The organism is Pedobacter cryoconitis (assembly GCF_014200605.1).
Lineage (GTDB): Bacteria > Bacteroidota > Bacteroidia > Sphingobacteriales > Sphingobacteriaceae > Pedobacter > Pedobacter cryoconitis_B.
The window spans coordinates 321,943-346,640 of the sequence record NZ_JACHCE010000004.1; the positions used below are offsets into that span (position 1 = coordinate 321,943).

Sequence of the window (24,698 nt, forward strand, 5' to 3'; positions counted from 1 at the left end):
ATCATAAGAAAGTCCATCATGTCCGTAAGAATAACTATTTTTCTTCCATCAGATTTCAGATAGGTTTACAATAACCAAATATTATAAATCTATTTTTTGATTTTGAATTTCCGTATGAAACAATCTATTTTTCCAGATCGTGTAACAGCTTCTGTTTCCGGTTCATTCCAGTTCCTGCATCAAAATTTCAAATCCACAGCTTCTTATATTAAAACAGCAATAAGGTAAACCTATTTATTGCTCTTATCCCCTTTTAGCTTAAAAACATCAGGCAATACCAGCCTGCATTGCAACCAGAAATATCAAATAACCAAATATAACATGAAAAGAAAATTACTGATTCTTATGCTTTTTATTGGCTGTGTACTCAGTGCAGCAGCCCAGGAAAAGCATATCAAAGGAGTGGTCAGGGATGCTAAAACCCAGCAGAAGCTTCCCCTATCCACCATTACAATTAAAATGAAGGGAGCTGATCCTACTAAAATGATCACGGATGATAAAGGTAATTTTAGTCTGAACATTGTAAAAGGAGCCGTTGTAGAAGCAAGCTATATTGGGTTTATTCCAAAACAAATTACGGTAAGTGATACCACCACTGTTCTCTCCTTTTTACTGGAGGATGCGAATAATCTTTCTGAAGTGGTTGTGATTGGTTACGGAAAAGAAAAGCGTACCGATCTGACCAGTTCCGTTTCAAGTATCTCGGCGCAGGAAATCTCAGAATTACCAGTAACTAACCTGGCAAGTGCGCTGGCTTCAAGAACCCCGGGACTGGAAATCAGGGGAACGGGCTACCGGCCAGGTGCAGGTACTTCTGTCAATGTAAGAGGGATTAACTCCATTACGCAAAGCGAAGGCCCGCTCTTTATTGTTGATGGTGTTGCTTTAGTTGGCGATATCAGGAACATTAACCCCAATGACATCCAGTCTGTAGAGATTCTGAAAGATGCCGCTGCTGCAGGTATTTATGGCTCCAGAGCTGCAGCTGGTGTAATCATTGTGACCACTAAAAAGGGGAAAGCAGGTGTATCTACTGTTGATTTTGATGTTTATTATGGCATACAAAAACCTGTCACTACCTATAAAATGCTTAACGGAGAGCAATATGCCAATTTAAGACGTGTTGCTATGTTTGATGCCGATCCTGTGACTTTTCCAATAGGCACATCGGATGCCAAATTGTTTAACAAATATGAGTTGGAAAGCATTGCTAACGGCTATAAAACCTACGACTGGCAAAAAGCAATTACCCGCCAGAACGCACCTATGCAGAACTATTCCATTTCAGTATCTAACGGAACAGCAAAAAACAAAGTCTATTTTAGTGCAAACTACCTGAACCAGGATGGTATACTGATCAATACTGGTTACAAAAAATACGGCACATTCTTTAGCCTGGAATCTACCCTATCAGATAAATTGAAATTAGGTGGTTCCATGAATTTAACACATGACGAAACCAGAAATGGTACTGACAATCAATTCAGACAATCCTTAACTCAAAGTCCGTTAATGCCTATTTATGGTGAAGACGGCCAACCTCTGGTGATTACAGACAATAGTACAGGTACACTGACTATCCGTAATCCTTTAACTTCTGCACTTTACAGTGTAAATAACAGTAATACCAACCGCAGCAATGGCAACTTATACATGGAATTTACCCCTATTAAATCTTTGCTGCTGCGTTCCAGTCTTGGTGTGGACATTTATGAAGGAGAAACTGGAAAATATTATCCCCGCAATACGGGAGAAGGTTTTAGTACAAATGGTTTTGGAGAGATTTACAAATATAAATCAACGGATGTCTTATGGGAAAACACAGCTACTTATAGCTTTACGGCTAAAAATCACGAATTAAACGTGTTGGGTGGTTTTACTTTTGAGCGGCACCAGAATACTGCCACAGACATGCAGGGTACACAATTCCCTACTGACCTGTTATCTTATAAAAATATTGGCAGTGCCGGAATCAAACTCCAGGACAATTCAAATTATGACGGATGGTCTGTCAGATCGCTGCTGGCCAGGGCTATTTATAAATACAAGGGCCGTTATATAGTGAACGTTACTGCCCGTCAGGATGGATCGTCCCGTTTCGGGCAAAACAATAAGTTTGGCTTTTTCCCCTCAGCAAGTTTAGCCTGGAGAATTATCGATGAGCCATTTATCGGCTATAAATTTCATACAATATTCAGTGATCTGAAATTAAGATTAAGTTATGGTTTAATTGGCAATCAGAACCTGCCTTATGACGCTATCTATACCCGTTATAATCAATCTCAATACCCTTTTAACGGTTCATCGGCAACAAGTGGGTACCAGATTGGCGGTAATGCAGGAAACGAATCTTTAGAATGGGAACGCCAGCACCAGTTTAACATCGGTACTGACATTGCTTTATTCAATAACAAAGTGCAGTTCAGTGCTGATGTCTATAATAAGAAAATCAGCAGTTTACTACTTCCTTTTACCCTTGCACCTTCTTCTGGATTTTATAATGAACAGATCAATGTGGCAGCAATGAACACAAAAGGTATTGATCTTGCGTTGAAAGTTACCCCGGTTCAAACGAAAAACTTTACCTGGCAGGCTTCACTGAACTGGTCAAAGTATGAAAGTAAAGTGACTAAATTATTTCCGGGACGCGATTCTATCAACCTGGCTTTAAGGGTCGGGCTCCCTCCTTCAGGAACTTTTGTGAATTATGTTTATGATGGTTTATATCAGCAGGGAGATGATTTTAAATTGAATCCTAATGGTAAACCAGGAGATATCAAGATTAAAGATGTAAATGGGGACGGTAAAATTACACCACTCGACCAGGTCGTGGTTGGCTCCAGTATTCCTAAAGGATGGGGCGGTTTCTGGAATTATTTCAAATACAAAAACCTGTCTGTGACCATATTTACAACTTACCAATATGGTCATCAATTAAATAACCTGACTTATACCAACCTCACTTATTATAATGCAGCCGACGGCAATACCAGTAATGTAACTGTAGAAGGTGCAAATTACTGGACACCACAAAACACCAATACGAATATCCCCCGTCCAAATGCTTTTGGCAGTTCTTTAAAGACTTTACCCGCTGGCCCCGGTGGTCCGGGAAATTCTGAGGGCGGCTCCAGTTATTCGATACAGAATGCAAATTATATACGCATCAAGAACATTTCATTAGGCTATGATATCCCTTCCAAATTCTTACAGAAACTCAAAGTAAGGCACCTGAACATTTATGCACAGGCTATTGAGCCATTCCTGTTTACCAAATACAAAGGATTAGACCCTGATATAGCAGGTAGTTCAGGAACAAATGAGAACTATCCAAGATACCGGACTTTCTTGCTGGGTGCAAAATTAGGCTTATAACATTTAAAGACAGTCACATGAAATTTTTCAATAACAGATTAAATACAGTTTTGATTATACTGATTACCAGCACACTGGTAATGGTTATGGGGAGTTGCCGGAAAGCACTGGATTATACGCCCGAAGTTTTTCTGGGCGCAGAACAGGTTTATAAAGACCAGCCTGGCGCTATCGCTGGTATAACAGGTATATACAAACAACTACAGAGCTTAAAATCTTCGGATTATGCGCTGATCGGAATTATTGGTACTGATGAAGCCCGCTGCACCTACCAAAGTCAGGGATATGGAGCTTATTGGGCAGGGGTTACTGGTCTGGATGTTTATGACATTCAGTTCAGCAGTCAGAATAACGGGGTCACCGGCTACTGGAGAACATCTTACCAGGGGATTGCCAATGCTAATTATGCAATTCAGTACATCCCTAAGATCAAGAATTTTGCCGATGTATCTTTACAGAACCGCTTATTGGGAGAAGCTTATTTTATGCGTGCCTTGTTTTATTTTCAACTGGTACAGCTCTATGGCGATATTCCCCTGCGACTTGAAAACATGTCTTTTTCGGAAGGTGTCAAAAGATCGCCCGTGACAGATGTTTATGCCCAAATCATCTCTGATTTAAAGTTTGCGGGCTCAAACTGCTGGACCAGAAATAAAAACCCTGAACCTGGCAGGGCAAGTGTAGAAGCAGCCAAAACATTACTTGGAAAAGTATACCTGACACTGCATGATTATCAGCAAGCCAAAACAACATTTGAAGAAGTGCTTCCGGGACTGACCTTGTTGCCAGAATATGCTGATCTTTTTGATGGCAAACATGAGAACAACGCAGAGTCAATTTTCGAGATTCAGTATTCTACAGAATCGGGTAATACCCAGAGCCTGCAAAATCTGTTTGGTTCTTACGCCGGCCCGACCATACCTTTTACAACTTTTAACAACCATACCCCTGGTAACGGTGGCTCAATCGTAACCTCTACCCATTTTTATGCTGACCTTGTTTTTGATAAAGCAAAGGATAAAAGATATCCCGTTTCTATCAATTATGACCGCTATGACGGCAATGGCCAAAAGATGAGCTGGTGGATAGACCCAGGTTTACCGACGCTGAAAAAATATGATATTACCAGTGCAGATATTGATATCAGCAATTCGGGCAAAAACTTGTATTACCTGCGGGCAGCAGATGTTTTTTTAATGTATGCAGAGGTACTGAATGAGCTTTCACAGACTACACCTGCCCTAGTCCCATTAAACAAAGTACGCAGCCGTGCAGGGTTATCTGAACTGCAAACAGCATTGGGTCATATCCCCTCTCAAACCGAATTACGTGCCGAATTGCTGGATGAACGCAGCCGTGAACTGGGTGGTGAAGGCTGGCGCTGGTTTGATTTGAAAAGAACAGGGACATTAGTCCAGAAAGTAATGGCTTATAACAATCCAAAGGCTTATTATATGGCTTTAAACAATACTACAACAGATCCTCATCCTGCGCAAAATGTATCTGACAAGAACAATCTATACCCAATCCCATTGGCAGAATTACAAAACAACCAGGCCTTAAACCTGAATAGTCAGAATCCCGGATATTAAAAAAAAAAGCAAATGAACAGCAAGATCTATTTATTTTCCCTATTGCTTTTATCCTTGTCTTTTCAAGGTTATACCCAGCAGCTCAGCAGAACAAATGACAGCCTGGTGGTACATAACCAAACTGCTAAGGTAACAGCCAATTTTAAAACCGGAAGCGTATCTTATTATTTTGACGGTGGTGTTGTTTTAAGCAATACCACCGCCGAAATCAATGAGATCCAGACAGGGTTACTTTCTACAGGCTCCTGCAAATTACATCAGGCAACTACCGAAACTTTCACAGACCGTATAGGAAAGGGTATAAAACTTATCCTGACGCACAGTGGCAATGACCAGGGGATTACTTTAATCCAGCAAATCACCCTGTACCAGGATCAGCCTTATCTATTTACGGACTTAAAAGCAGTAGCTACCAGACAGGAACAGGTTTTAGAAACCAGGGATATCAGCCCGCTGGTGGTTACCCCTACTCAAAAGGGCCGCTTATTTCAACCCGGAAAACAGCCGCGTCTGCTTGATGTCCCTTTTGATAATGACAACTGGGTAAATATACTGGAACGCCAATGGGGAAACACAGACCATACTGTATTTAATGGAATCAGTTACGAGTATGCAGCCGTTTACGACAACCAGACTTTGGCTGGACTGGTTATGGGAAGTTTAACACACGACTTCTGGAAAACAGGCATCGTTTACCGCGCAGCAAAACAGACTGGCCTGACAGATTCGTTAAAGATTTATGGCGGAGCAGCAACTGAAGATAATTCTTCTTTGAAACCCGCCTATGGAGGACTTGATGGTACACATGACCATACCAGTCATGGTACAATGACCGGGAAAATGGTGAGTTCGCCGGTGATTTATCTCTGCGGCTTAAAAGATGTGAGAAAAGCCTTTCTGGCTTATGGGGAAGCTAATGTGAGTCGGAATGGCAAACTGGAATGGAAAGGCAGCGCACCTGTTTACTGGAATAGCTTTGGCGTAGAAGGTGTTTTAGGCAATTCGGGGGTAATGATGCCTAAAGATCTTGGCAAGATCACTGACTTTTTGCAAACGCTGTCTAATTTCAATGCGTATTCAAAACCTGTATTGAGTATTGATTCATATGACCAGTCTATTTATACGACTGATCTGCTCAGTTCATTCGGGAAATATGCGAAAAAGAAAAATCAGCAGATGGGTTTCTATTTTATCCCCTTTGCGATGTGGAACTGGAAAAACTCATTCGACAATAAAATTCCAGGCTCTGAATACACTTTAAGAGATGTGGTACTGCGGGATAAAAACGGAGAGCCCATTGCCTATAAGGATGGAGAATGGGGTGCTTATGCAATGGACCCAACCCATCCGGCCATCCGGTTGTTTATTATCAATCAATTGGAAAAAGCTAAAGCTATTGGTGCCAGGTTTCTGAAAATAGACTTTCTGACTGCAGGTGCATTAGAATCTACCAAAAGATATGATCCTAAAGTACGTACAGGCATGCAGGCCTATAACCAGGGAATGAAAATGCTTAAATCACTGACAGATTCTATCCTTGGGCCCGACATTTTTATTACACAGGCAATTTCTCCGGTGTTTCCGCATCAGTATGCACATACCCGGTTTATTTCTACCGATGTCTATTCTCATCTGCGTGACGATCAGAAAGGTTTTCCGCATTACGGAAGTACACAGGCCTCTATGGCTGCCGGCTCACATTTATGGTGGGTACAAGGTACGCTCTGGCCTTATACGAACCTGGATGTAAGTATAATGAAGAACTTTCAGAAAAACCCTGATCTGACCGAAAAGGAAGTTAAAGTACGGCTTTATGCAATGATGACGATGGGAAGTATTTTAGGTGACGGATCTGATTTCAGAAATAAACTGGCTGCTGAAAGGGCAAAGATTTATCTGGATAATAAGGACTTAAATTTATTTTTTAGCGCCCCCAGGGCATTTACGCCAATGAATTTTGCTGATGGAGAGAGTTTTGACCAGCAATTGTCTTTTTATCTGAAAGCAGCCACTCCATTAATTTCGATGTTCAATTTTGACCTCCAAAAGATCTATAACAGGAAATGGTTACGTGCAGAGATCGGCCTTTTGGATAAAGAATATCTTCTAAAGGACTTTATGACGGATGCAGTACTGGGTAAAATAGAAAAAGGACAGGATTCATTTGTCCTGACTGCAAAGACAGGTGATGCCTTATTGATCAAACTGGTTCCGGTAAATTGAGATAACAGATGCACTATAAACAAGTAGAGAACAATCCCAAAGTTTCTTACCAGCACTGGGCAACTTACCAGGGACAGAAAATTTTCCGTTTCAGAATACAGAATAATAAGGGCTCATTTGTCGAGCTGATCAATTACGGGGCTACTTTAGCGGCAATCGTAGTACCGGATCGTTTGGGGAACCCTGGAAATGTAATTTTAGGCTTTGACAGTTTTGAAGGTTATTTACAAGACCACTGTTATATCGGTTCTACTGTTGGCCGCTTTGCTAACCGGATTTCTGATGCCAGTTTTAAACTTAACGATGAAACATTTAAACTAGAGAAAAATGATGGGGCAAACACCAATCATGGCGGCTTTAGTGGATTCAACACTCAAATCTTTGATTTTAATATACTGGACGATGAAATTCACTTCATGCTAAACAGTAAGGATGGTGAGGGCGGCTATCCGGGGAATTTAAATTTTATAGTCAGTTATAGTTTCAGTAACGAAGATGAGCTGCGCATTCAATATTCAGCACAAACAGACCGGAAAACGGTAGTTAATTTCACTAATCATGCCTATTTTAACCTGAGTAGTGAATCTTCCGGAATAATGGCGCACGAGTTACAAATTGAGTCAGCGCATGTTTTAGAAGCTGATGCAGCTTACCTCCCTACTGGAAAGATCATTCCGGCAGGCACACTCACTTTTAAAGGGCAGAAGATTGAAACCTGTTTAGCAGGGGCTGATCTTAAAGGATTGAATACTTTTTATATTTTCAATCCGCTTAATTCCTGCAGAAAAGCAGCGGTTTTATCACATCCTGCTACCGGACGTAGCTTAACAATCAGGACTTCTTACCCCGGGTTAATGTTATATACAGGAGATTATTTAACCAGCACTTTACCAGGATACCATGGAGTTCCTTACCAACCTTTTGACGGCTTATGTATTGAATGCCAGGATTATCCGGACAGCCCAAACCATGCAAATTTCCCATCAGCTGTACTGGAACCGGGCATGCACTATCAACAGTATATCCATTTGAAATTCAGTACTGGCAACAGCTGTCCAGAATCATAATATTGTCCATCTATTAAAGATAATCTGCTATTTTTTATCCGGCTAAAACAAAGATATTTATAAAACCAAATACGAATCATTTATGCGCGAAGAAACCATTACATTTAATAGCCGTTACATTATTGGCATTTCCTTTATCTCTGCTCTTGGCGGATATTTATTTGGATTTGACTTTGCTGTTATCTCAGGCGCCCTGCCCTTTTTACGAACCGAATTTATGCTGAACTCCTGGTGGGAAGGTTTTTTAACTGGCTCTCTCGCTCTTGGCTGTATTGTGGGCTGTTTAATTGCAGGCAAAATGGCTGATAAATACGGCAGAAGACCAGGTTTAATGCTTGCAGCACTCATATTCGCAATCTCCTCAGTTGGAATTGCGTTGTCAACTGGTTTAACATTTTTTGTAATCATGCGTTTCGGAGCGGGAATAGGTGTTGGTATGGCCTCCATGTTATGTCCTATGTATATTGCCGAAGTTTCCCCGGCAAAAGTACGTGGCAGAAATGTGGCTATTAATCAATTAACTGTGGTTATCGGTATACTCGTAACCAATATGGTTAATTATTTCCTGGCAGATATTGGACCGGATGCCTGGCGCTGGATGTTTGGTCTGGGAACTATCCCTTCAGTCATTTTTCTGATTGGGGTAATCTGGCTGCCTGAAAGCCCAAGATGGCTGCTTAAAGATGGTCAGCAGGAAAAAGCAATACAGGTCCTGAATAAAATCGGCTCTGCTTCATTTGTACAAACCACTTTAACAGCGATCAACAAATCGCTGGACGGCTCTCCGAAAAAACAATCTTATAAAAATGTATTTGAAAAAAGTGTACGTCCGGCAGTTATGGTTGGAATTACCCTGGCCATTTTTCAACAATTCTGTGGAATAAATGTTGTATTCAACTATACCTCAACCATTTTCGAATCAGTTGGTGCTAATTTAGACCGCCAGCTTTTTGAAACGATTGCAATTGGCATGGTCAACCTGGTATTTACACTGCTGGCTATGTGGCAGGTAGATAAATTGGGGCGCAGACCCTTAATGCTTTTTGGCTCCCTGGGTCTGTCTGTGGTTTATATCATCCTGGCTTTCCTGCTTCAGCATCAATATCCGGCAGGTATGGTCTCTATTTTTGTTTTAATAGCGATCAGTTTATATGCGATTTCGCTGGCACCTGTCACCTGGGTATTGATTTCTGAGATCTTTCCTAATAAAATACGCGGAGTGGCTTCATCAGTAGCTATTGTATCGCTTTGGGGCGCTTATTTTATCCTCGTATTTACCTTTCCTATACTAGCCGAAAAACTGGGTACTTATGGCCCATTTTATTTATATGCTGCTATCTGTTTTGCAGGATTTCTATTCATCAGAAAAAAGGTAAAAGAAACTAAAGGGCAGACGCTCGAAGAACTGGAAGATAATCTAATCAGGCACTAACCCGATAAAGATCAATTCATCAGGTTAAAAAACATTTCCAGAGGCAATATCAGGCAATAAAAACAGGACAACTGTCTTTTTGATTGCCTTACTATGGGATAATTTATATCAAATAAAAAATAATCGAATGGAACAATTGTATGTAAACGTTTGGGAAGAACAGGTGATCATACCTACTTATGGGATTGGAAAACCAGAGAAAAACCCTATGTTTTTTGAGAAACGGATTTACCAGGGAAGCAGCGGTGTTGTTTATCCGAATGCGGTTGTAGAGAAAATCTATGACGAAAAGGTAGACAAAGAATATACAGGCTTGTTTTTAGAAAACAGGTACCTGAAAATTATGATTTTGCCAGAGCTTGGCGGAAGGATACAGATGGCCTTTGATAAAATCAAACAAAGACATTTTATTTATTATAACCAGGTCATTAAACCTGCACTGGTCGGATTAACCGGCCCCTGGATTTCAGGAGGTATAGAGTTTAACTGGCCGCAGCATCACCGTCCAAGTACATTTGATGCCATAGACTATAAAATTGAAGAAAATACGGATGGCAGTAAAACGGTCTGGGTAAATGAACTGGAGCAGATGTTTCATACCAAAGGGATGGCTGGTTTTACTTTATATCCGGATAAAGCCTATATAGAAATCAAAGCAAAATTATTGAACCGCTCGGCATTGCCTCAGACCTTTCTCTGGTGGGCAAACCCTGCTGTTAAAGTAAATGACTATTATCAGTCTGTTTTCCCGCCCGATGTAAACGCTGTTTTTGATCATGGAAAAAGAGATGTATCGGCCTTCCCTATTGCTACCGGAACTTATTACAAAGTAGATTACGCACCTGGTACTGATATTTCTATGTACAAAAATATACCAGTTCCAACTTCGTATATGGCCATCAATTCTGCTTATGATTTTGTTGGAGGTTATGAACATGATACTGCTGCAGGCTTACTCCATGTGGCCAATCATCATGTTTCGCCCGGTAAAAAACAATGGACCTGGGGACATAGTGATTTTGGGCAGGCATGGGATAGAAATCTAACGGATGAGGACGGACCATATATTGAACTCATGACCGGAATGTTTACAGACAATCAGCCTGATTTTAGCTGGTTAATGCCTAATGAACAAAAAGAGTTTACACAGTACTTCATGCCATACAGGGAGCTGGGGGTGGTTAAAAATGCAAATAAAGATATCCTGCTGGCTATTGATAAACATGGGGACAAAGCAGACTTAAAAATATATGTCACCTCAGTACAGGAAAACATCAATATTACGCTTTCTTATCAGGATGAAAACTTATTTCATGCGCAGCAGACCATCATTCCTGAGGAAGTTTTCCAGCAGCAGATCAAAGTTAAGGAATCAATGGATGCAGATAGGTTATTACTAATTATCACCTCTGCACAAGGGAAAGAATTACTTCGGTATGAGCCGGCAAAAAACAGGAAAAATGAAATACCTGAGCCGGCAAAACCAGCACTTGAACCTGCTGAAATAGAAAGTAACGAACAGTTGTTTTTAACTGGTCAGCATTTAGAACAGTACCGCCATGCCACCTACAGCCCTGTTCCTTATTATGAAAAGGCGATTGAGAAAGACCCTAAAGATATCAGAAGCAATAATGCACTGGGTCTATGGTATTTAAGGAGAGGGATGTTTACTAAAAGTGAAGCTTATTTCAGAACTGCAATCGCCACCATTACACAGAGAAATCCTAATCCTTATGACAGTGAACCCTATTACAATCTTGCACTTTGCTTAAGCTATCAGGATCAGCAGGAAGAGGCTTACCAGCATTTCTATAAAGCTACCTGGAGTAAGACATGGAAAGATACCGGCTTTTTTGCTGTAGCACAGATAGATATGTCAAGAGGTGATCTGGAACTTGTTTTAGAACATATTCAGCTGGCCTTAGACAGCAATGCAAATCATAGTAAAGCTTATGTTTTAAAAGCAGCAGCCTATCGTCAGCAGGGGAATTTCGAAAAGGCTTTCTTTGTCTGCGAACAGGCCCTGGAAAGAGATCCTTTTAACCTGGGTGCCTGGTACGAAAAAGTATTAACGCATCAGCAGTTTCAACAAAATGACCAGGCAAAAACAGCCTTAGCAGAACTCTTCAAACTTTCAAGAGGGGCAGCACAAAATTTCATTGCCTATGCGATAGATTATGCAGCTGCCGGATTATATACAGAAGCAGCGAATTTTTTAAGTCATGCTATTCACGAAACAGGTACCAGCCCGCTGGTTTATTATTATCTTGGCTGGTTTGCGAACGAACTTCAGCAGCAGCAGGAAGCTAAACAATGGTTTTTGAAGGCAGCAGCAGCAGATTCTTATCTTTGTTTCCCAAACAGGTTAGAAGATATCAGGGTATTGTTACTGGCTATAGAACTGAATCCTGCCGATCCTAAAGCACCTTATTACCTGGGTAATCTCTTTTATGATAAAAGACAATATATGCAGGCCATATCCTACTGGGAACAGTCTGTTAAATTGGATGACACCTTCCCTACTGTGCTGCGAAATCTTGGAATTGCCTATTTCAATAAGCTGAATAAAGCGCACAAAGCCTTACAGTTTTTTGAAAAAGCATTTTCGCTTGACCCATCTGATGCACGTATACTGATGGAACTTGATCAGCTGAACAAAAGGTTAAATGATTCTGCCGGACAACGTCTTCAATTTTTAGCCCGGCACGGTGATGTTGCAGATCTAAGGGATGATCTCTATCTGGAGCGCATTACTTTACTGAATCTGACTGGTCAGTATCAGCAAGCCCTGGATCAGATCCTTAGCAGACAGTTTCATCCCTGGGAAGGTGGTGAAGGAAAAGTATCAGGCCAGTATATTTACAGCCTGGTACAACTGGCCAAAGAATTGATTACTGATGCGCAATATGAAAAGGCCATTGAATTGCTGGAGCAGGTACAGTATTATCCGCATAACCTTGGCGAAGGGAAATTATTCGGTGCACAGGAAAATGATATCTTTTACTGGCTGGGATGTGCTTTTGAAGGATTGAAACAGGAAGAAAATGCGGCGGTATATTTCCGCAAAGCAACTGTAGGCCTGGACCAGCCGTCAGCAGCGATGTTTTATAATGATCAGCAACCTGATCAGATCTTTTACCAGGGATTGGCCTGGAAAAAACTTGGTGACCATAACAAAGCCACTGATATATTCAATAAACTGGTTGTCTATGGAAACAAGCACCTGAATGACCGGGTTAAGATTGATTACTTTGCTGTTTCACTACCCGATCTGCTAATCTTTGAGGCCGATTTAGCGCTTAGAAACCGGACACATTGTTATTTTATCAAAGGTTTAGGTCATTTAGGATTAGAAGAAACAGCAGAAGCCAAAACAGCATTAGCAAAGGTACTGGAACTGGATGCATCACATCAGGGTGCAAAAACACAACTGGACCTGCTAAAAGAAGCCAATGCTTTTTAAGCAGTAACCGCTTTAGTCAAATTAACCGCTTTGTAAATTTAAATGACAAAAATGCAGCTTAATCAACTATGTCTGGGCCTGTTGTTACTTACGGGTACACAACTCAAAGCACAGCAAATAAATATTCCGATAGAGACCTTTAACAATGCGCTGGTGTTACAAACTGACTCCAGCAGACATCTGAATACAATTTACTTTGGAAAGAAATTGCTTCAGCAGAAGGAATATGACCGGATACCAGGTTTGTATAAACAAAGTCCTGATTATACAGGCGAACTGGCTTCTGTTTACACGACATCGGGTTCAAGAAACCTGCTGGAACCTGCAATTACCGTAACCCATGCGGATGGTAATAACTCACTGGATCTGCGTTATGTAAGTCATGAGCAAACAAGAATAAGCGCTGATGTCACGCTGTTACGCATTTTACTTAAAGATCCGGCTTATAATTTTCAGGTGACTTTATTTTATAAAACCTATTTCAGGGATGATGTAATAGAACAGTGGAGTGTAATTACCCATCAGGAGAAAGGTAATGTTATCCTTTCTAAATATGCTTCTGCAAATCTATATTTAAGAGCCGGCAAATACTGGCTGAACCAGTATCATGGAGACTGGGCTAAAGAAATGCAGCCCGAACAGACCAGGATTACACATGGCATTAAAACATTAGACAGTAAACTCGGGACACGTACTAATTTATTCCAGCCTTCTGTTTTTATGGTTTCTTTAGACAAGCCAGCGACCGAAAATGAGGGAACTGTACTGTTTGGCTCTTTAGCCTATAGCGGAAATTTCAGAACTGATTTTGAACTGGATAATCAGGATAACTTAAAGATTATTTCCGGTATTAATAATTACGCCTCTCCTTATACTTTAAAACCTGCAGAAGAATTTACTACGCCAGCATTCATTTATACCTTGTCTGCTCATGGTAAAGGTGAAGCCAGCAGAAAATTGCACCGCTGGGCAAGGGATTACAAATTATTGGACGGGAACGGTGAAAGGCTCACTTTACTGAATAACTGGGAATCTACTTATTTTGATTTCAATGAAAACAAACTGAAAGAACTGTTAAAGGATACTAAGAAATTAGGCGTGGACCTGTTCTTACTGGATGATGGATGGTTTGCCAATAAATATCCGCGGAATGATGACCATACAGGTTTGGGAGACTGGCAGGAGAACAAAACGAAACTTCCAAATGGTATAGCTTCTATTGTTAAGACAGCCGGGCTTAACCAGGTGAAGTTTGGGATCTGGATTGAACCGGAAATGGTAAGCCCGAAAAGCGAATTGTATGAAAAACATCCGGATTGGGTTGTGAAACAAAATAAAAGGGAAGAGTATTATTTCAGGAATCAACTGGTACTTGATCTGAGTAATCCTAAGGTACAGGATTTTGTTTATGGGGTAGTGGATGATCTTTTCACCAAAAACCCGGAACTTGCTTATATCAAATGGGATTGTAACGCGGTCATTTACAATGCTTATTCTGCTACATTAAAAAACCAGTCTCATTTTTATATAGCGTATATGCGTGGTTTAAATAAAGTATTGGAAAGAATCCGGGTTAAATATCCAAAGGTTCCGATGATGCTGTGTTCTGGCGGAGGCGGAAGAGTAGATTATAATGCCCTTCAATATTTTACAGAATACTGGCCAAGTGATAATACCGATCCGCTGGAACGTATTTTTATGCAATGGGAATATTCTTATTTCTACCCATCTATCAGCAGTGCCAATCATGTGACAGACTGGGGCAAACAGCCGCTTAAGTTCCGTACTGATGTAGCTATGATGGGGAAGCTGGGTTTTGACATTGTAATTAGCCATTTAAGTGCGAATGATCTTGAGTTTGGTAAAACGGCTATTGTGAATTACAATGCGGTTAAAGATGTGATCTGGCATGGAGATCAGTACAGACTGGCAGATCCGCGTGAAGGCAATACGGCTTCAGTACTTTATATGGATACACAGAAAACATCAGGGGTTATCTTTAATTACCTGGTGAATAACAGGTATGATGAGGGCAGCAAACTTCCCATTCTTTTAAATGGTTTGGATGCGGCTAAAAAATATACGATTAAAGAGATTAATCTGTATCCGGGTGTGCGTTCCCCAATTGATGCCAATCAGGTTTATACGGGTGATTTTCTGATGAAAGTTGGTTTTAATCCTGAGCTGAGAAGCAGTAGAACCAGTGTGGTTTTAAAGATTGATGCGGTAAACTAAAACAGGTTGCAAAGATCTGTTTATTAAATTTTTCAAAGATGGCTTAGCCATCTTTGATTTTTTACAACGCAGGGATGTGATATTTCCCGGTTGGATTTTAAATTATTTCTGCCGCTGGTTCCTGCTCTGGTTTAAGCGAAGATTTCATAAAAGATAGTTGTTCATTCAATAATGTATTATTGTTTGCCAGGAGTTGATTAGTCATTTCCTGATTTTTAACAATTATATCAATTTTCCAGTACCATAACATTACCTGTCTTAAGACCAGAAATAATAAAACACAGAACCCTATTACGATTATCACAGTGATTAAATTTTCCATTATTAAGTTTTATATAGTTTAATTAATACTTGATAACAAAAATATACATATCCGCTATATTTCACTTACGGGAAACCGTAAGCAGATATTTTAACCTTCATTCACCAAACAATCACATATCAGAAATAACAAATACGCGCTCAAGCTATATTTACGCCAATTTTAATATAAACAAACATTAAGTTAATATAAAAAATAATATTTAAATTTTATATTAGCTAAAACTATAATAAAAAATCATTTACATCATTAAAAGAGATCTAACATATAGAAAAACAGAATAACTAAGATTAACTAATAACCTACCTTAAAACACTCTTAAAAAATGAAAATTTCAACCAAATCATTAATTATTGCCCTTTTTGCACTCTCTTCCTGTCACAAGGACGCTCTCAATCCAGGCACAAATTCTAATTCAGAACCCGAACTCTTCAAAGACGTGCAGGTAATATCTGAGCGTTCCGGCACTGGCAAAATTATCCTGAGTTCTAAAGAATTAAATCCCGGCAAATCAGCATTAACTATCCCCCTTGCACTTCCAGAACCTTTACAGCCAGAATATTACCTGGGCAGATCTTATCGTGGTGACGGCAGCATTATCGTAACCCCCGAAAATGTAAGTTTCAAAGTCATAGATATTGAACGGTTGTTACAGGAACATCCGGATTATTATACCCCATTGAACGTCGATATCGTTACGGCAACAAGTTCATCCTTTGCTTCATTTGATCGCTATGAGCAAAAAAACAATTCCAATAAGACTATATCAGGTGGTTTCAGTGTTAATCTGGGGCTTTTTAGTTTTGGGGCAAAAAACAAATGGACAACTATATTCTCATCATCAGTAGTGAATGAAAGCAATAAAGTTTTTGGAGAATTGAATGTTGAAGTAAAAGGCTCATCTTATTCCCTATTATCTTCAGAAAATGTACGCAGAAATATCCTGGAGAATTATCTGAGCCCAACTTTCTTTAGCGAAGTTAATAATAGCTCAAGAGGTGAATTCCTACGTAATTACGGAGCGTTTGTACTGGCAAGATATTATACAGGCGGGAAAGCAACTGCAATGTATATTGGAACGGATAATAGAACGACAACAAGCGAAAGCAAAGAAAAAGCAATGGATGGATCTATCAACGCCTCTTTTGGATTTAAAATTAAAAAGGATGGTGATGGAAAGATTGGAGGTGACTTTGGCTTTGCAAATGGAAGTGGAGAATCCTCGGCTGAGGCACATAATATTACGCAATTGAATTTATCAATCCAGACAATCGGTGGAAATAAAGGATTAGGAGCATTTACAGTCCCTAAAAAAATTGAAGATATTAATATCAATTTGGGAGAATGGGTGAGCTCCCTAAATGACCGCTCCAAGTATAATCTGATTGGAATAAATGAAGGTGGCCTGAATCCTATCAGTGACTTTGTACTGGAAGAAAATTTCAAGAAATCAATTCAGCAATACCTAAAGAACCCTGAAACTATACTGAGCCGAAAAGAATTAGTAAAGCCTGTGATATGGATCAGACCTACCTATCCTCCGGGAGATCGCGGAGGAGTGAATACGGTGTTCTCCATGTTTTTATTTACCCGGTTTGGTGAATTTATCAATATTACGCCAACCGACATGCTGCAACCCAGAAAAGATTTCCCAGCTGAGCTTCATAAAGCATATGTGGCACGGAAAAAACCCTTTTTTGATGTAACTTATCTAGCTGGCGGGGACTATTTTGTTCCTGAAACCAGTAGTGTACCGGTGGTTTCTCTCGCTGGAATAGACGAGAATACGATGCGTAAATTTTATCATGACAAGACAAAAACAACTTATCTTTTATATTCGGGAGGTGGAAAGAAATATGCACTTTCTATCCATGATGATTATGTACTGGATACCTATGGCATGCGCAACTGGGTTAACAGTATGCCTGCAACAAGCATTTCATTTGCAGAACTTCTGAATTATACCATAGTAGGTTTATAAGCCAATCCAGGTTGGTGAAACCAGGGTTAAGGTATCATTACTTAACCCTGGCTTTTATATATCTTCAACTGATCAATTCATAAATTTAACGCTTTTGTTTTCCTACCAGCGCATTCCCCACTGGTGCAGATCATCGATAACTTTAAGCAGTTCTTCCCCTTTTTTTGTAGTGGTATAAACTATCTGCTGAGGTACAGTACCTTCAACTGCTGCTTTATCTACTAATCCATCTATCACCAGCTCAGACAATCTTTTACCCAGTATCTGATCAGAAAGAGACGGAAAAGCTTCTTTTAACAGGCTGAATTGACGTATTCCATGTTTTATACTGTGCAAAACCTGCATCTTCCATCTTGGACTAATGTTTCTTAATATTTCATTTACCTCACAGGAGCCATAAAGGACGCCAATATTACATGCGTTTGTAGTGCCATTTTTCAATTTACTTGCCATAATTATAGTATCAGATCAGCTCACTTTGGGGTGAGTTATTGTGATTTTTATCCGCATCAGCTACGTTTGCACAAAAATAATCAATATGAAAACAAGTATAATTAGATCAATCTCATTTTATCTTATCGTATTACTTCTGATAAGTAATACCTTCAATTCTAATGCGCAAAATAAGTCCGGGCAACCTGTTTTTGTACTGGTTCATGGTGCCTGGCATGGTGGCTGGTGCTGGCAGAAAGTAAGTAAAAAACTTCGTGCTGAAGGTGGCCTTGTTTATACACCTACCCTGAGCGGACTGGGAGAAAATAAAAACATGCTGAATAACCAGATCGATCTGAATACCCATATCGAAGATATTGTAAACCTGATTGTAAAGAACAACCTTCATCATGTCATCCTGGTTGGGCATAGCTATGGTGGAGTGGTGATTGCCGGAGTAGCAGACAGAATTCCGGAGCGATTAGAGAAACTGGTATATCTTGATGCCGTACTGACAGAGAACGGAGAAAGTACATTTTCTGTTAACCCCAAACAAAGTCAGGATGACTTTACAAAAAAAGCTATGGATTTTGATAAAGGATTGAGCATCCCTCCCCCTTCAAGCACATGGTTTGGCTTAAAAGACAGTATTACAGTGAAATTGACAGATGATAGTTTAACAAGTCAACCCTATAAAACATTTACTCAGCCATTAGTCTTAAAACATCCTTATGGCAATCACCTGCCTCTCATATATATTGCCTGTACAGATCCGGAGCTACCAGTTCTTAAACAGTTTGCAAGGAGAACCAAAAAGAACAAAATGTGGAAATATTATGAACTTAAAACTGGCCATGATGCAATGATCAGCATGCCAAATGAACTTACAGCACTGTTATCATCGTTCAAATAATTTCCGCAAGCATTAACCAGCATCTGCTTACTAATGGCAGGAATATTACGCTGCAAAGAACTAAAACGGTTACAATTACGGCTAATAGCATAAATAATCAATACTTTCCATTTACCACCAACCTTATTTAAAAAGTGCGTAACACCACATTACAGTTTAAGGCTTAATATTAATTAACTTTTCACAAGAAGCTTAGATGAAAAGAACAGTTCTTTTCATCTAACCATGATCGTCCAGTAAAGATGAAGGAGATTGACCAAACTCTTTTATAAATGAGGCAGAAAAATGGGAGAAATTGTTAAAACCAACTTCCAGATAAATTTCTGAAGGCTTAGCATGCTTAAGAGATATTAAATCATATGCTTCTTTTAATCTTTGTTTCATTACCCATCGACTAGGAGTTTCATTAAACAGACTCTTAAAATCTCTTTTAAAAGTGGTTAAGCTTCGGCCCGTATAGTTTGCAAATTCATTCAGCGAAAGATTTGATTTAAAATATTTGAGCATAAAACTTTCCAGATCAATTTTCCAGGGATCTTCAAAATCAAACAGCATGTCACCAAATTCAGGCCTGACCTTCAGTAATGCTAAAACAGCCTCATTAAGTTTATTGATCATCAACTTTTCAGTTGGGTGCGTATTACTATCGAAATACTGCTCCAAAGACAGAAATAAACCATTAAGGAATGGGTGTTTAGGCAGAATCTCATGTGTCAGATTTCTATTCTTTTCTATATGACCGGCTAATGAAATTCTATTTTGTGCGACAAAAGATTTTAAAAATGCAGGTCTTAGTTCTAGAAAAATCCCTTTAAAAAGACCATCTTTTTTAGCTAGTCGTTTAGTTACTCTGGGTAAGTGGTTTCTGCGCAGTAGAAATGCATCCCCCTTTTTAAAGATAATCCGTTTATCTTTTATATCCATCACCAGTTCCCCATCAATAAGATAAACTAAAGTATGATTTGGAATTTTTTCTTCACATATATTGCTATTCCGGATGATACATCCATAAAAAACATCCATAAAATTATAGACCAGAATATCAATCTTCGATTCCATAGGTTAAGCTCTATTTGACTTTAACATTTTTCTCATATTCCTGGTCTATTAAACCAGAATTACCTTCTTGAAAAGTTGGCTCCATTTTTAACCTTGTCATTACCCAGCCATTTCCTTTTCTACGAAAACTATGTTCGTATCTGATATAGATTGACCATTTTTCTCCAGTTTCTTTTTGTTCATGTAAAGCCCTGCCATAACAAACTGAGTTAGCAATATCCCCTTTTACATTCACAATAAAGTTGAAAAACATATGTTGATCTTTAATATTTTTATAGGCAACCTTTGCCCAGTTAACAAGATCTGTAGCCTTCATTACCTGCGGAGGCTTTACTTCTCCAAAATCTACAGTGATTTCATCATCCCATAACTTTAATTGTTCATCAAACATTCCGAAATCACTATACATTCCTGTCAATGTGATTACACGCTCTATCATCATGATATCGGCGACATCTTCATTTCTCACAATATTACCGTTGACTAACTCAATATTTCTATTTTCCATTTTGTCTTGTCCTTTAACGTTTAAACTGGTTATTAATACTGTTAAACTAATATAAAATATTCTTTTCATTTTTTTTTTAAGTGAACAGGTCCTCCTCAGAACTATAAGTTTAGAAAGTAAATGTTTCACATAACAAAATTACTGCGGTTTACCGCTTTTTGTTTTTCTAAAAAGTCTTATTTTATTGTTCTGAAAAGGCCACTTCAGATTCAAATCTGATTCACTCAGCAGAAAACATTCATCACAAGCTGATTCAAAAGATTGAGCGTTAAACCAGATCATGTAAATCTGTTTAAGGTCTTCAAATTCATTAGATTGCAGTGAAATGTATAAGAGAAGCGAAGAAATAATCAAATATATATTTTCAATAAGCCGGAATTTTGAGCTATGAAAATTATAACCACAATCCGCGCTTCTTCCATACCTGGTAAAGAAGCTGCCAGACTTTTTCAGTTCCAGAAATGGGACCAGATCGCCAGCATGTGTAATTCTGCAAAGCGAGATAGACTAATTCATCTGGAAAGCATTTTTCAGAAAACAATCAGAACAAATGAAAGGGAGCTTTTACGATGAAAGTTCTTGTATTTGGAGCAAATGGAAAAACAGGCAGGTTAGTTGTAGACCGTGCTATTGCCAGTGGACATGAAGTAACAGTACTGGTCCGGCATGCCAGTTTATCCTTTCCTGCCAGCGTCAGGGTGATAGTCGGTGACGCATTGAAAATCATGGATGTACGCCGTGCTATGAATTGCCAGGAAGCCGTGATAGAATGTATCGGCGGAAATGCCCCCTGGATGGCACAAACCCTTGAGCGTAATATTATGCACAACATTGTGACTTTGATGGAAGAGTCAGGAGCCCGGCTCCTGCTGGTCGTATCTGCGATGGGTGTAGCAGAGAGTAAAAGTCATTCATCATGGTGGTACAGACTACTGGTATTACCAACTTTTCTCCGCGGGGTTATAGCAGACAAGACGGCCATGGAGACAATTGTCCGGCAGAGTCAAATGGACTGGGTGATTGCAAGGCCGCCGATCCTAACAGATGGAACCGCGACAGCAAAAGTTCGTGTACTAGGAAAAACGCAAACCGGACATGTGATTACAAGGGCTGATCTGGCGGTGTGGCTGGTGGAGCAATTGGAAACTAAAACCTATATAAGACAGGCGCTCACGATAGTGAACAGTTAAATGACAAATCACCATTTATAAAATCTGATTATCAATATTAAAAAGAAAGGATTTGTATCATAAGGTCTATGATACAAATCCATTTGCAGTTAAATATATACTTAATTTAAATTCCGGAATGCTTTTGGAGTTTGTCCGATCTTTGATTTGAAAAGCTTCGTAAAATGCGACGGATGCTCAAACCCTAATTCGTATGCAATCTCACTAATAGACATTTCAGAACCCCACAAAAGTGATTTTGCCTTATCTACAAGCTTCAAATGAATATGCTCCTGCGTTGTCTTACCTGTATATTTATTCAGCAAATCAGAAAGATAGTTAGCCGAAAGATTAAGTTTAGCAGCAAAGTATTTTACATCAGGAAGACCTGCTTTAATTAAAGTATCCTGAGCGAAATATTCTTTTAACGATTTCTCGAAACGCTGAACGATGTCATTGCTTATCTTTGCCCTGGTAAAAAACTGTCTATCGTAAAACCTGTTACAATAATTTAATAACAATTCTATATTACTCAGAATAAGTTGCAGCGTATGCTTATCAATATTTTGAGAATATTCTCTTTTTATATTTTCTACGCAGACTCTGATCAGCTCCTTTTCTTCATCCGAAATATGTAACGCTTCGTTTGAATCATATTGAAAGAATGAATATTCTGAAATCCTGCTTCCAAGCTCCTTTCTATTTAGAATATCAGGATGAAAAAATAGCCCCCAACCCTCTTCAAGACTCAGGTCTACATGAGGTGATATCACCTGATAAGGTGCTGTAAACATTAATGAACCTTCATCAAAGTCATAGTTAGACTTACCATATTTCAGAATACCTTTTACAGTTTTGAAAAAGATGGAATAGAAACCCAGACGGTAAAGCATACCATCTTTAGGCCTGTTATTCATATCTATTTGTGTAAGATCAATTAATGTGATGAGCGGATGCTTTGGTTTAGCATAAGCATAGAAATTATGCAGGTCGCTTATTGATTCTATATCTACATATTTGTTTGACATATCAGAATTATCTAAAAAATTAAGGCAACCAGTTTCTCTATATAACGCTAAATTAGCAATATAACTTATGGAAACCTTTGTTAATGTAAGCCACCGGATGCTGTAATCCTTTCGCCTGTAATCCACAATGCGTCATCAGAAGCTAAAAAAGCAGCCACTTTTCCTATATCAGCAGGCTGTCCCATCCTGCCCAAAGGGGTCATTCTTTCTATTTGTTTATGAAAATCACTTTTAAACCAACCTCTTGTATGCGTACCTTCCGTTTCTACAGCTCCAGGGGCCAATGCGTTAACCCTGATATTTTTAGCGGCTAATTCTTTGGCATAAGCCATGGTAAGCACCTCAATAGCCCCTTTAGTTGAAGCATAAACTGCCATTTCAGGTATTGGGTTTTTACTTTGCACGGAGGTTAAGTTTATAATGCTTCCACCAAGAGCAGAGAAATATTTCAAGGATTCCTTAGTACAAAGTATGTTTCCTAAAATATTTGTATTTATTGTTCGGTAAAAATCAATTTCCGAAAAACTTCCAAGTGAATTAGGAGGAAAAACCCCGGCATTGTTTACTAAAATATCTAAACGGCCAAAGACATTCTGGGTTTCCAAAAAAAGCCTTTCAACTTCATCTGCCTTTGAAATATCCCCTTGTAAAGCAATAGCCTCCCCTCCATGATTTTCTATTTCCTTTACTGTTTCATTTGCACCAATAGAATCCTGGTTATAATTTAGGACAACCCTAACTCCTTGCAGGGCAAATTCCTTTGCTATACCTGCACCAATACCTTTCGAGGCGCCGGTGATAAGCGCCACTTTATTTTTTAGCTTTTCCATGAAATTTTGCTTTGAATACTATTTTTAGAAATCATTAAAGCCAGCCCCACGTAAACCAGGGGTTTTCAGGGCTGGCTTTAATAAATAGTTGATTTTAATAGTTATATTATAAGTGATTAATCAATGAAATAGTCTCTCATTTGTTTTACAAATTCTTCATCACTATTTTTCATCCTCGCATCAATATAAAATTGGGCGTCATCGCCAACTACATACCGTAGTTTTTTTGTTTGATCTGTAGCTGCCTGGTAGATAGTAGCCGCTACATCTTCGGCTGTTGCTTTAGCCAAATGTGCTGTAGCTGTAGCATAACGGCTAAAGAAGGTGGCCAATATAGGGCCATAATCAGGAATTTCATTCTTTATCATTTCTATGCCATTACGGAAATTAGTAGATACGCCACCCGGTTCTATAATTTTAACTGCAATATTTAATGATGAAAGTTCGTGGGACAGGCTCTCTGAAAAACCCTCCACAGCAAATTTTGAGCTGTTATAAAGGCTTCCAAAAGGTAAAGCTGTGATCCCTCCAAATGTTGAAACATTAATAATTGTTCCCTGGCCATTTTCCCTCAGAAAAGGTAAAACAGCTTGTGTGACATTCATTAATCCAAAAACATTTACCGCATATTGGTTTTGAATCTGCTCTTTTGTAGCAGATTCAAAAACTCCCATCAAACCATAACCAGCATTATTTAATAAAGCATCAATTCTGCCAAACCGGGTAATACCTTCTTTAATGGCATGATTAATCGATTCAGAATCCTGAACATCTAATTTTGTAACCAGAATATTTTCCAGCTCATTTAAGTCTTGTTCTTTTTCAGGTGAACGCATAGTTGCAATTACATTCCATCCTTTCTGTTGAAATAATTTTGCTGTTTCTTTACCGAAACCAGATGAGGCACCAGTAATTAAGATTGTCTTAGCCATTGTCTCTCCTTTATTTGATGTATTTTCCATCTTTTTATAATTTTTTGATAGTCAAATTTGACTATACAAATGTGGGAGTAACGACAATAGCTTAATTATACTTTTTATGGAACTACTTATACTTATTACTGATTTAC

General features: G+C 39.1%; 16 protein-coding genes and 1 pseudogene. 10 read left to right on the plus strand and 7 right to left on the minus strand.

Features of this window, described 5'->3' with window-relative positions; all coding sequences use genetic code 11:
* Window positions 1-321: 321 nt before the first annotated feature.
* From HDE68_RS14725 to HDE68_RS14760, 8 genes are all read left to right on the plus strand, one after another.
* Complete coding sequence (locus HDE68_RS14725) at window positions 322-3,375, plus strand: SusC/RagA family TonB-linked outer membrane protein (RefSeq protein WP_183882978.1); 3,054 nt, start codon at window positions 322-324, stop codon at window positions 3,373-3,375.
* A 17-nt stretch (window positions 3,376-3,392) separates the two neighbouring features.
* Complete coding sequence (locus HDE68_RS14730) at window positions 3,393-4,967, plus strand: RagB/SusD family nutrient uptake outer membrane protein (RefSeq protein WP_183882979.1); 1,575 nt, start codon at window positions 3,393-3,395, stop codon at window positions 4,965-4,967.
* Between the two features lie 12 nt (window positions 4,968-4,979).
* Entirely contained in the window at window positions 4,980-7,190 is a 2,211-nt protein-coding gene (locus HDE68_RS14735; RefSeq protein WP_183882980.1) for a hypothetical protein, read from the plus strand.
* 8 nt (window positions 7,191-7,198) lie between these two features.
* On the plus strand, window positions 7,199-8,257 hold the full coding sequence (locus tag HDE68_RS14740) for an aldose epimerase family protein (protein WP_183882981.1): 1,059 nt from the start codon (window positions 7,199-7,201) through the stop codon (window positions 8,255-8,257).
* Window positions 8,258-8,339: 82 nt separating this feature from the next.
* Window positions 8,340-9,689 (plus strand): sugar porter family MFS transporter, encoded by a 1,350-nt coding sequence (locus HDE68_RS14745; protein WP_183882982.1) that lies wholly within the window; start codon window positions 8,340-8,342, stop codon window positions 9,687-9,689.
* A gap of 127 nt (window positions 9,690-9,816) precedes the next feature.
* Window positions 9,817-13,152 (plus strand): DUF5107 domain-containing protein, encoded by a 3,336-nt coding sequence (locus tag HDE68_RS14750; RefSeq protein WP_183882983.1) that lies wholly within the window; start codon window positions 9,817-9,819, stop codon window positions 13,150-13,152.
* Window positions 13,153-13,203: 51 nt separating this feature from the next.
* Window positions 13,204-15,387 carry an alpha-galactosidase gene (locus HDE68_RS14755; RefSeq protein ID WP_221300742.1) on the plus strand — a complete coding sequence of 728 codons (2,184 nt, stop codon included), beginning with the start codon at window positions 13,204-13,206 and terminating at the stop codon, window positions 15,385-15,387.
* 647 nt (window positions 15,388-16,034) lie between these two features.
* Entirely contained in the window at window positions 16,035-17,690 is a 1,656-nt protein-coding gene (locus HDE68_RS14760; RefSeq protein WP_183882985.1) for an MAC/perforin domain-containing protein, read from the plus strand.
* A 102-nt stretch (window positions 17,691-17,792) separates the two neighbouring features.
* Here the strand turns inward: HDE68_RS14760 and HDE68_RS14765 are convergent, their stop codons facing one another.
* Window positions 17,793-18,143, minus strand: a complete 351-nt coding sequence (locus HDE68_RS14765; RefSeq protein WP_183882986.1) for a winged helix-turn-helix transcriptional regulator — start codon at window positions 18,141-18,143, stop codon at window positions 17,793-17,795.
* A gap of 85 nt (window positions 18,144-18,228) precedes the next feature.
* On the opposite strand from HDE68_RS14765, the gene HDE68_RS14770 reads away from it, so the two are divergent.
* Window positions 18,229-19,035 (plus strand): alpha/beta hydrolase, encoded by an 807-nt coding sequence (locus tag HDE68_RS14770; RefSeq protein ID WP_183882987.1) that lies wholly within the window; start codon window positions 18,229-18,231, stop codon window positions 19,033-19,035.
* Here the strand turns inward: HDE68_RS14770 and HDE68_RS26710 are convergent.
* The 3 genes and pseudogenes from HDE68_RS26710 to HDE68_RS14785 all read right to left on the minus strand — a co-directional run.
* A pseudogene (locus tag HDE68_RS26710) lies at window positions 18,957-19,145 on the minus strand (winged helix-turn-helix transcriptional regulator); the annotation flags it as partial. The gene HDE68_RS14770 and the pseudogene HDE68_RS26710 sit on opposite strands and share 79 nt — an antisense overlap.
* Window positions 19,146-19,254: 109 nt before the next feature.
* Window positions 19,255-20,094, minus strand: coding sequence for an AraC family transcriptional regulator (locus HDE68_RS14780; RefSeq protein ID WP_183882988.1), 840 nt, complete (start codon window positions 20,092-20,094; stop codon window positions 19,255-19,257).
* Between the two features lie 10 nt (window positions 20,095-20,104).
* Window positions 20,105-20,671 carry a nuclear transport factor 2 family protein gene (locus HDE68_RS14785; RefSeq protein ID WP_183882989.1) on the minus strand — a complete coding sequence of 189 codons (567 nt, stop codon included), beginning with the start codon at window positions 20,669-20,671 and terminating at the stop codon, window positions 20,105-20,107.
* A gap of 500 nt (window positions 20,672-21,171) precedes the next feature.
* Here HDE68_RS14785 and HDE68_RS14790 point away from each other — a divergent pair, with 500 nt between their 5' ends.
* Window positions 21,172-21,792: an NAD(P)-dependent oxidoreductase gene (locus HDE68_RS14790; protein ID WP_183882990.1), complete on the plus strand. Its 621-nt coding sequence runs from the start codon at window positions 21,172-21,174 to the stop codon at window positions 21,790-21,792.
* Window positions 21,793-21,893: 101 nt separating this feature from the next.
* Here HDE68_RS14790 and HDE68_RS14795 read toward each other — a convergent pair whose 3' ends face one another.
* From HDE68_RS14795 to HDE68_RS14805, 3 genes are all read right to left on the minus strand, one after another.
* On the minus strand, window positions 21,894-22,799 hold the full coding sequence (locus HDE68_RS14795; protein ID WP_183882991.1) for a helix-turn-helix domain-containing protein: 906 nt from the start codon (window positions 22,797-22,799) through the stop codon (window positions 21,894-21,896).
* Between the two features lie 80 nt (window positions 22,800-22,879).
* A complete protein-coding gene (locus HDE68_RS14800) occupies window positions 22,880-23,629 on the minus strand; it encodes an SDR family NAD(P)-dependent oxidoreductase (protein ID WP_183882992.1) in 750 nt (249 codons plus the stop codon).
* A 116-nt stretch (window positions 23,630-23,745) separates the two neighbouring features.
* On the minus strand, window positions 23,746-24,591 hold the full coding sequence (locus HDE68_RS14805; RefSeq protein WP_260171770.1) for an SDR family oxidoreductase: 846 nt from the start codon (window positions 24,589-24,591) through the stop codon (window positions 23,746-23,748).
* Between the last annotated feature and the right edge of the window lie 107 nt (window positions 24,592-24,698).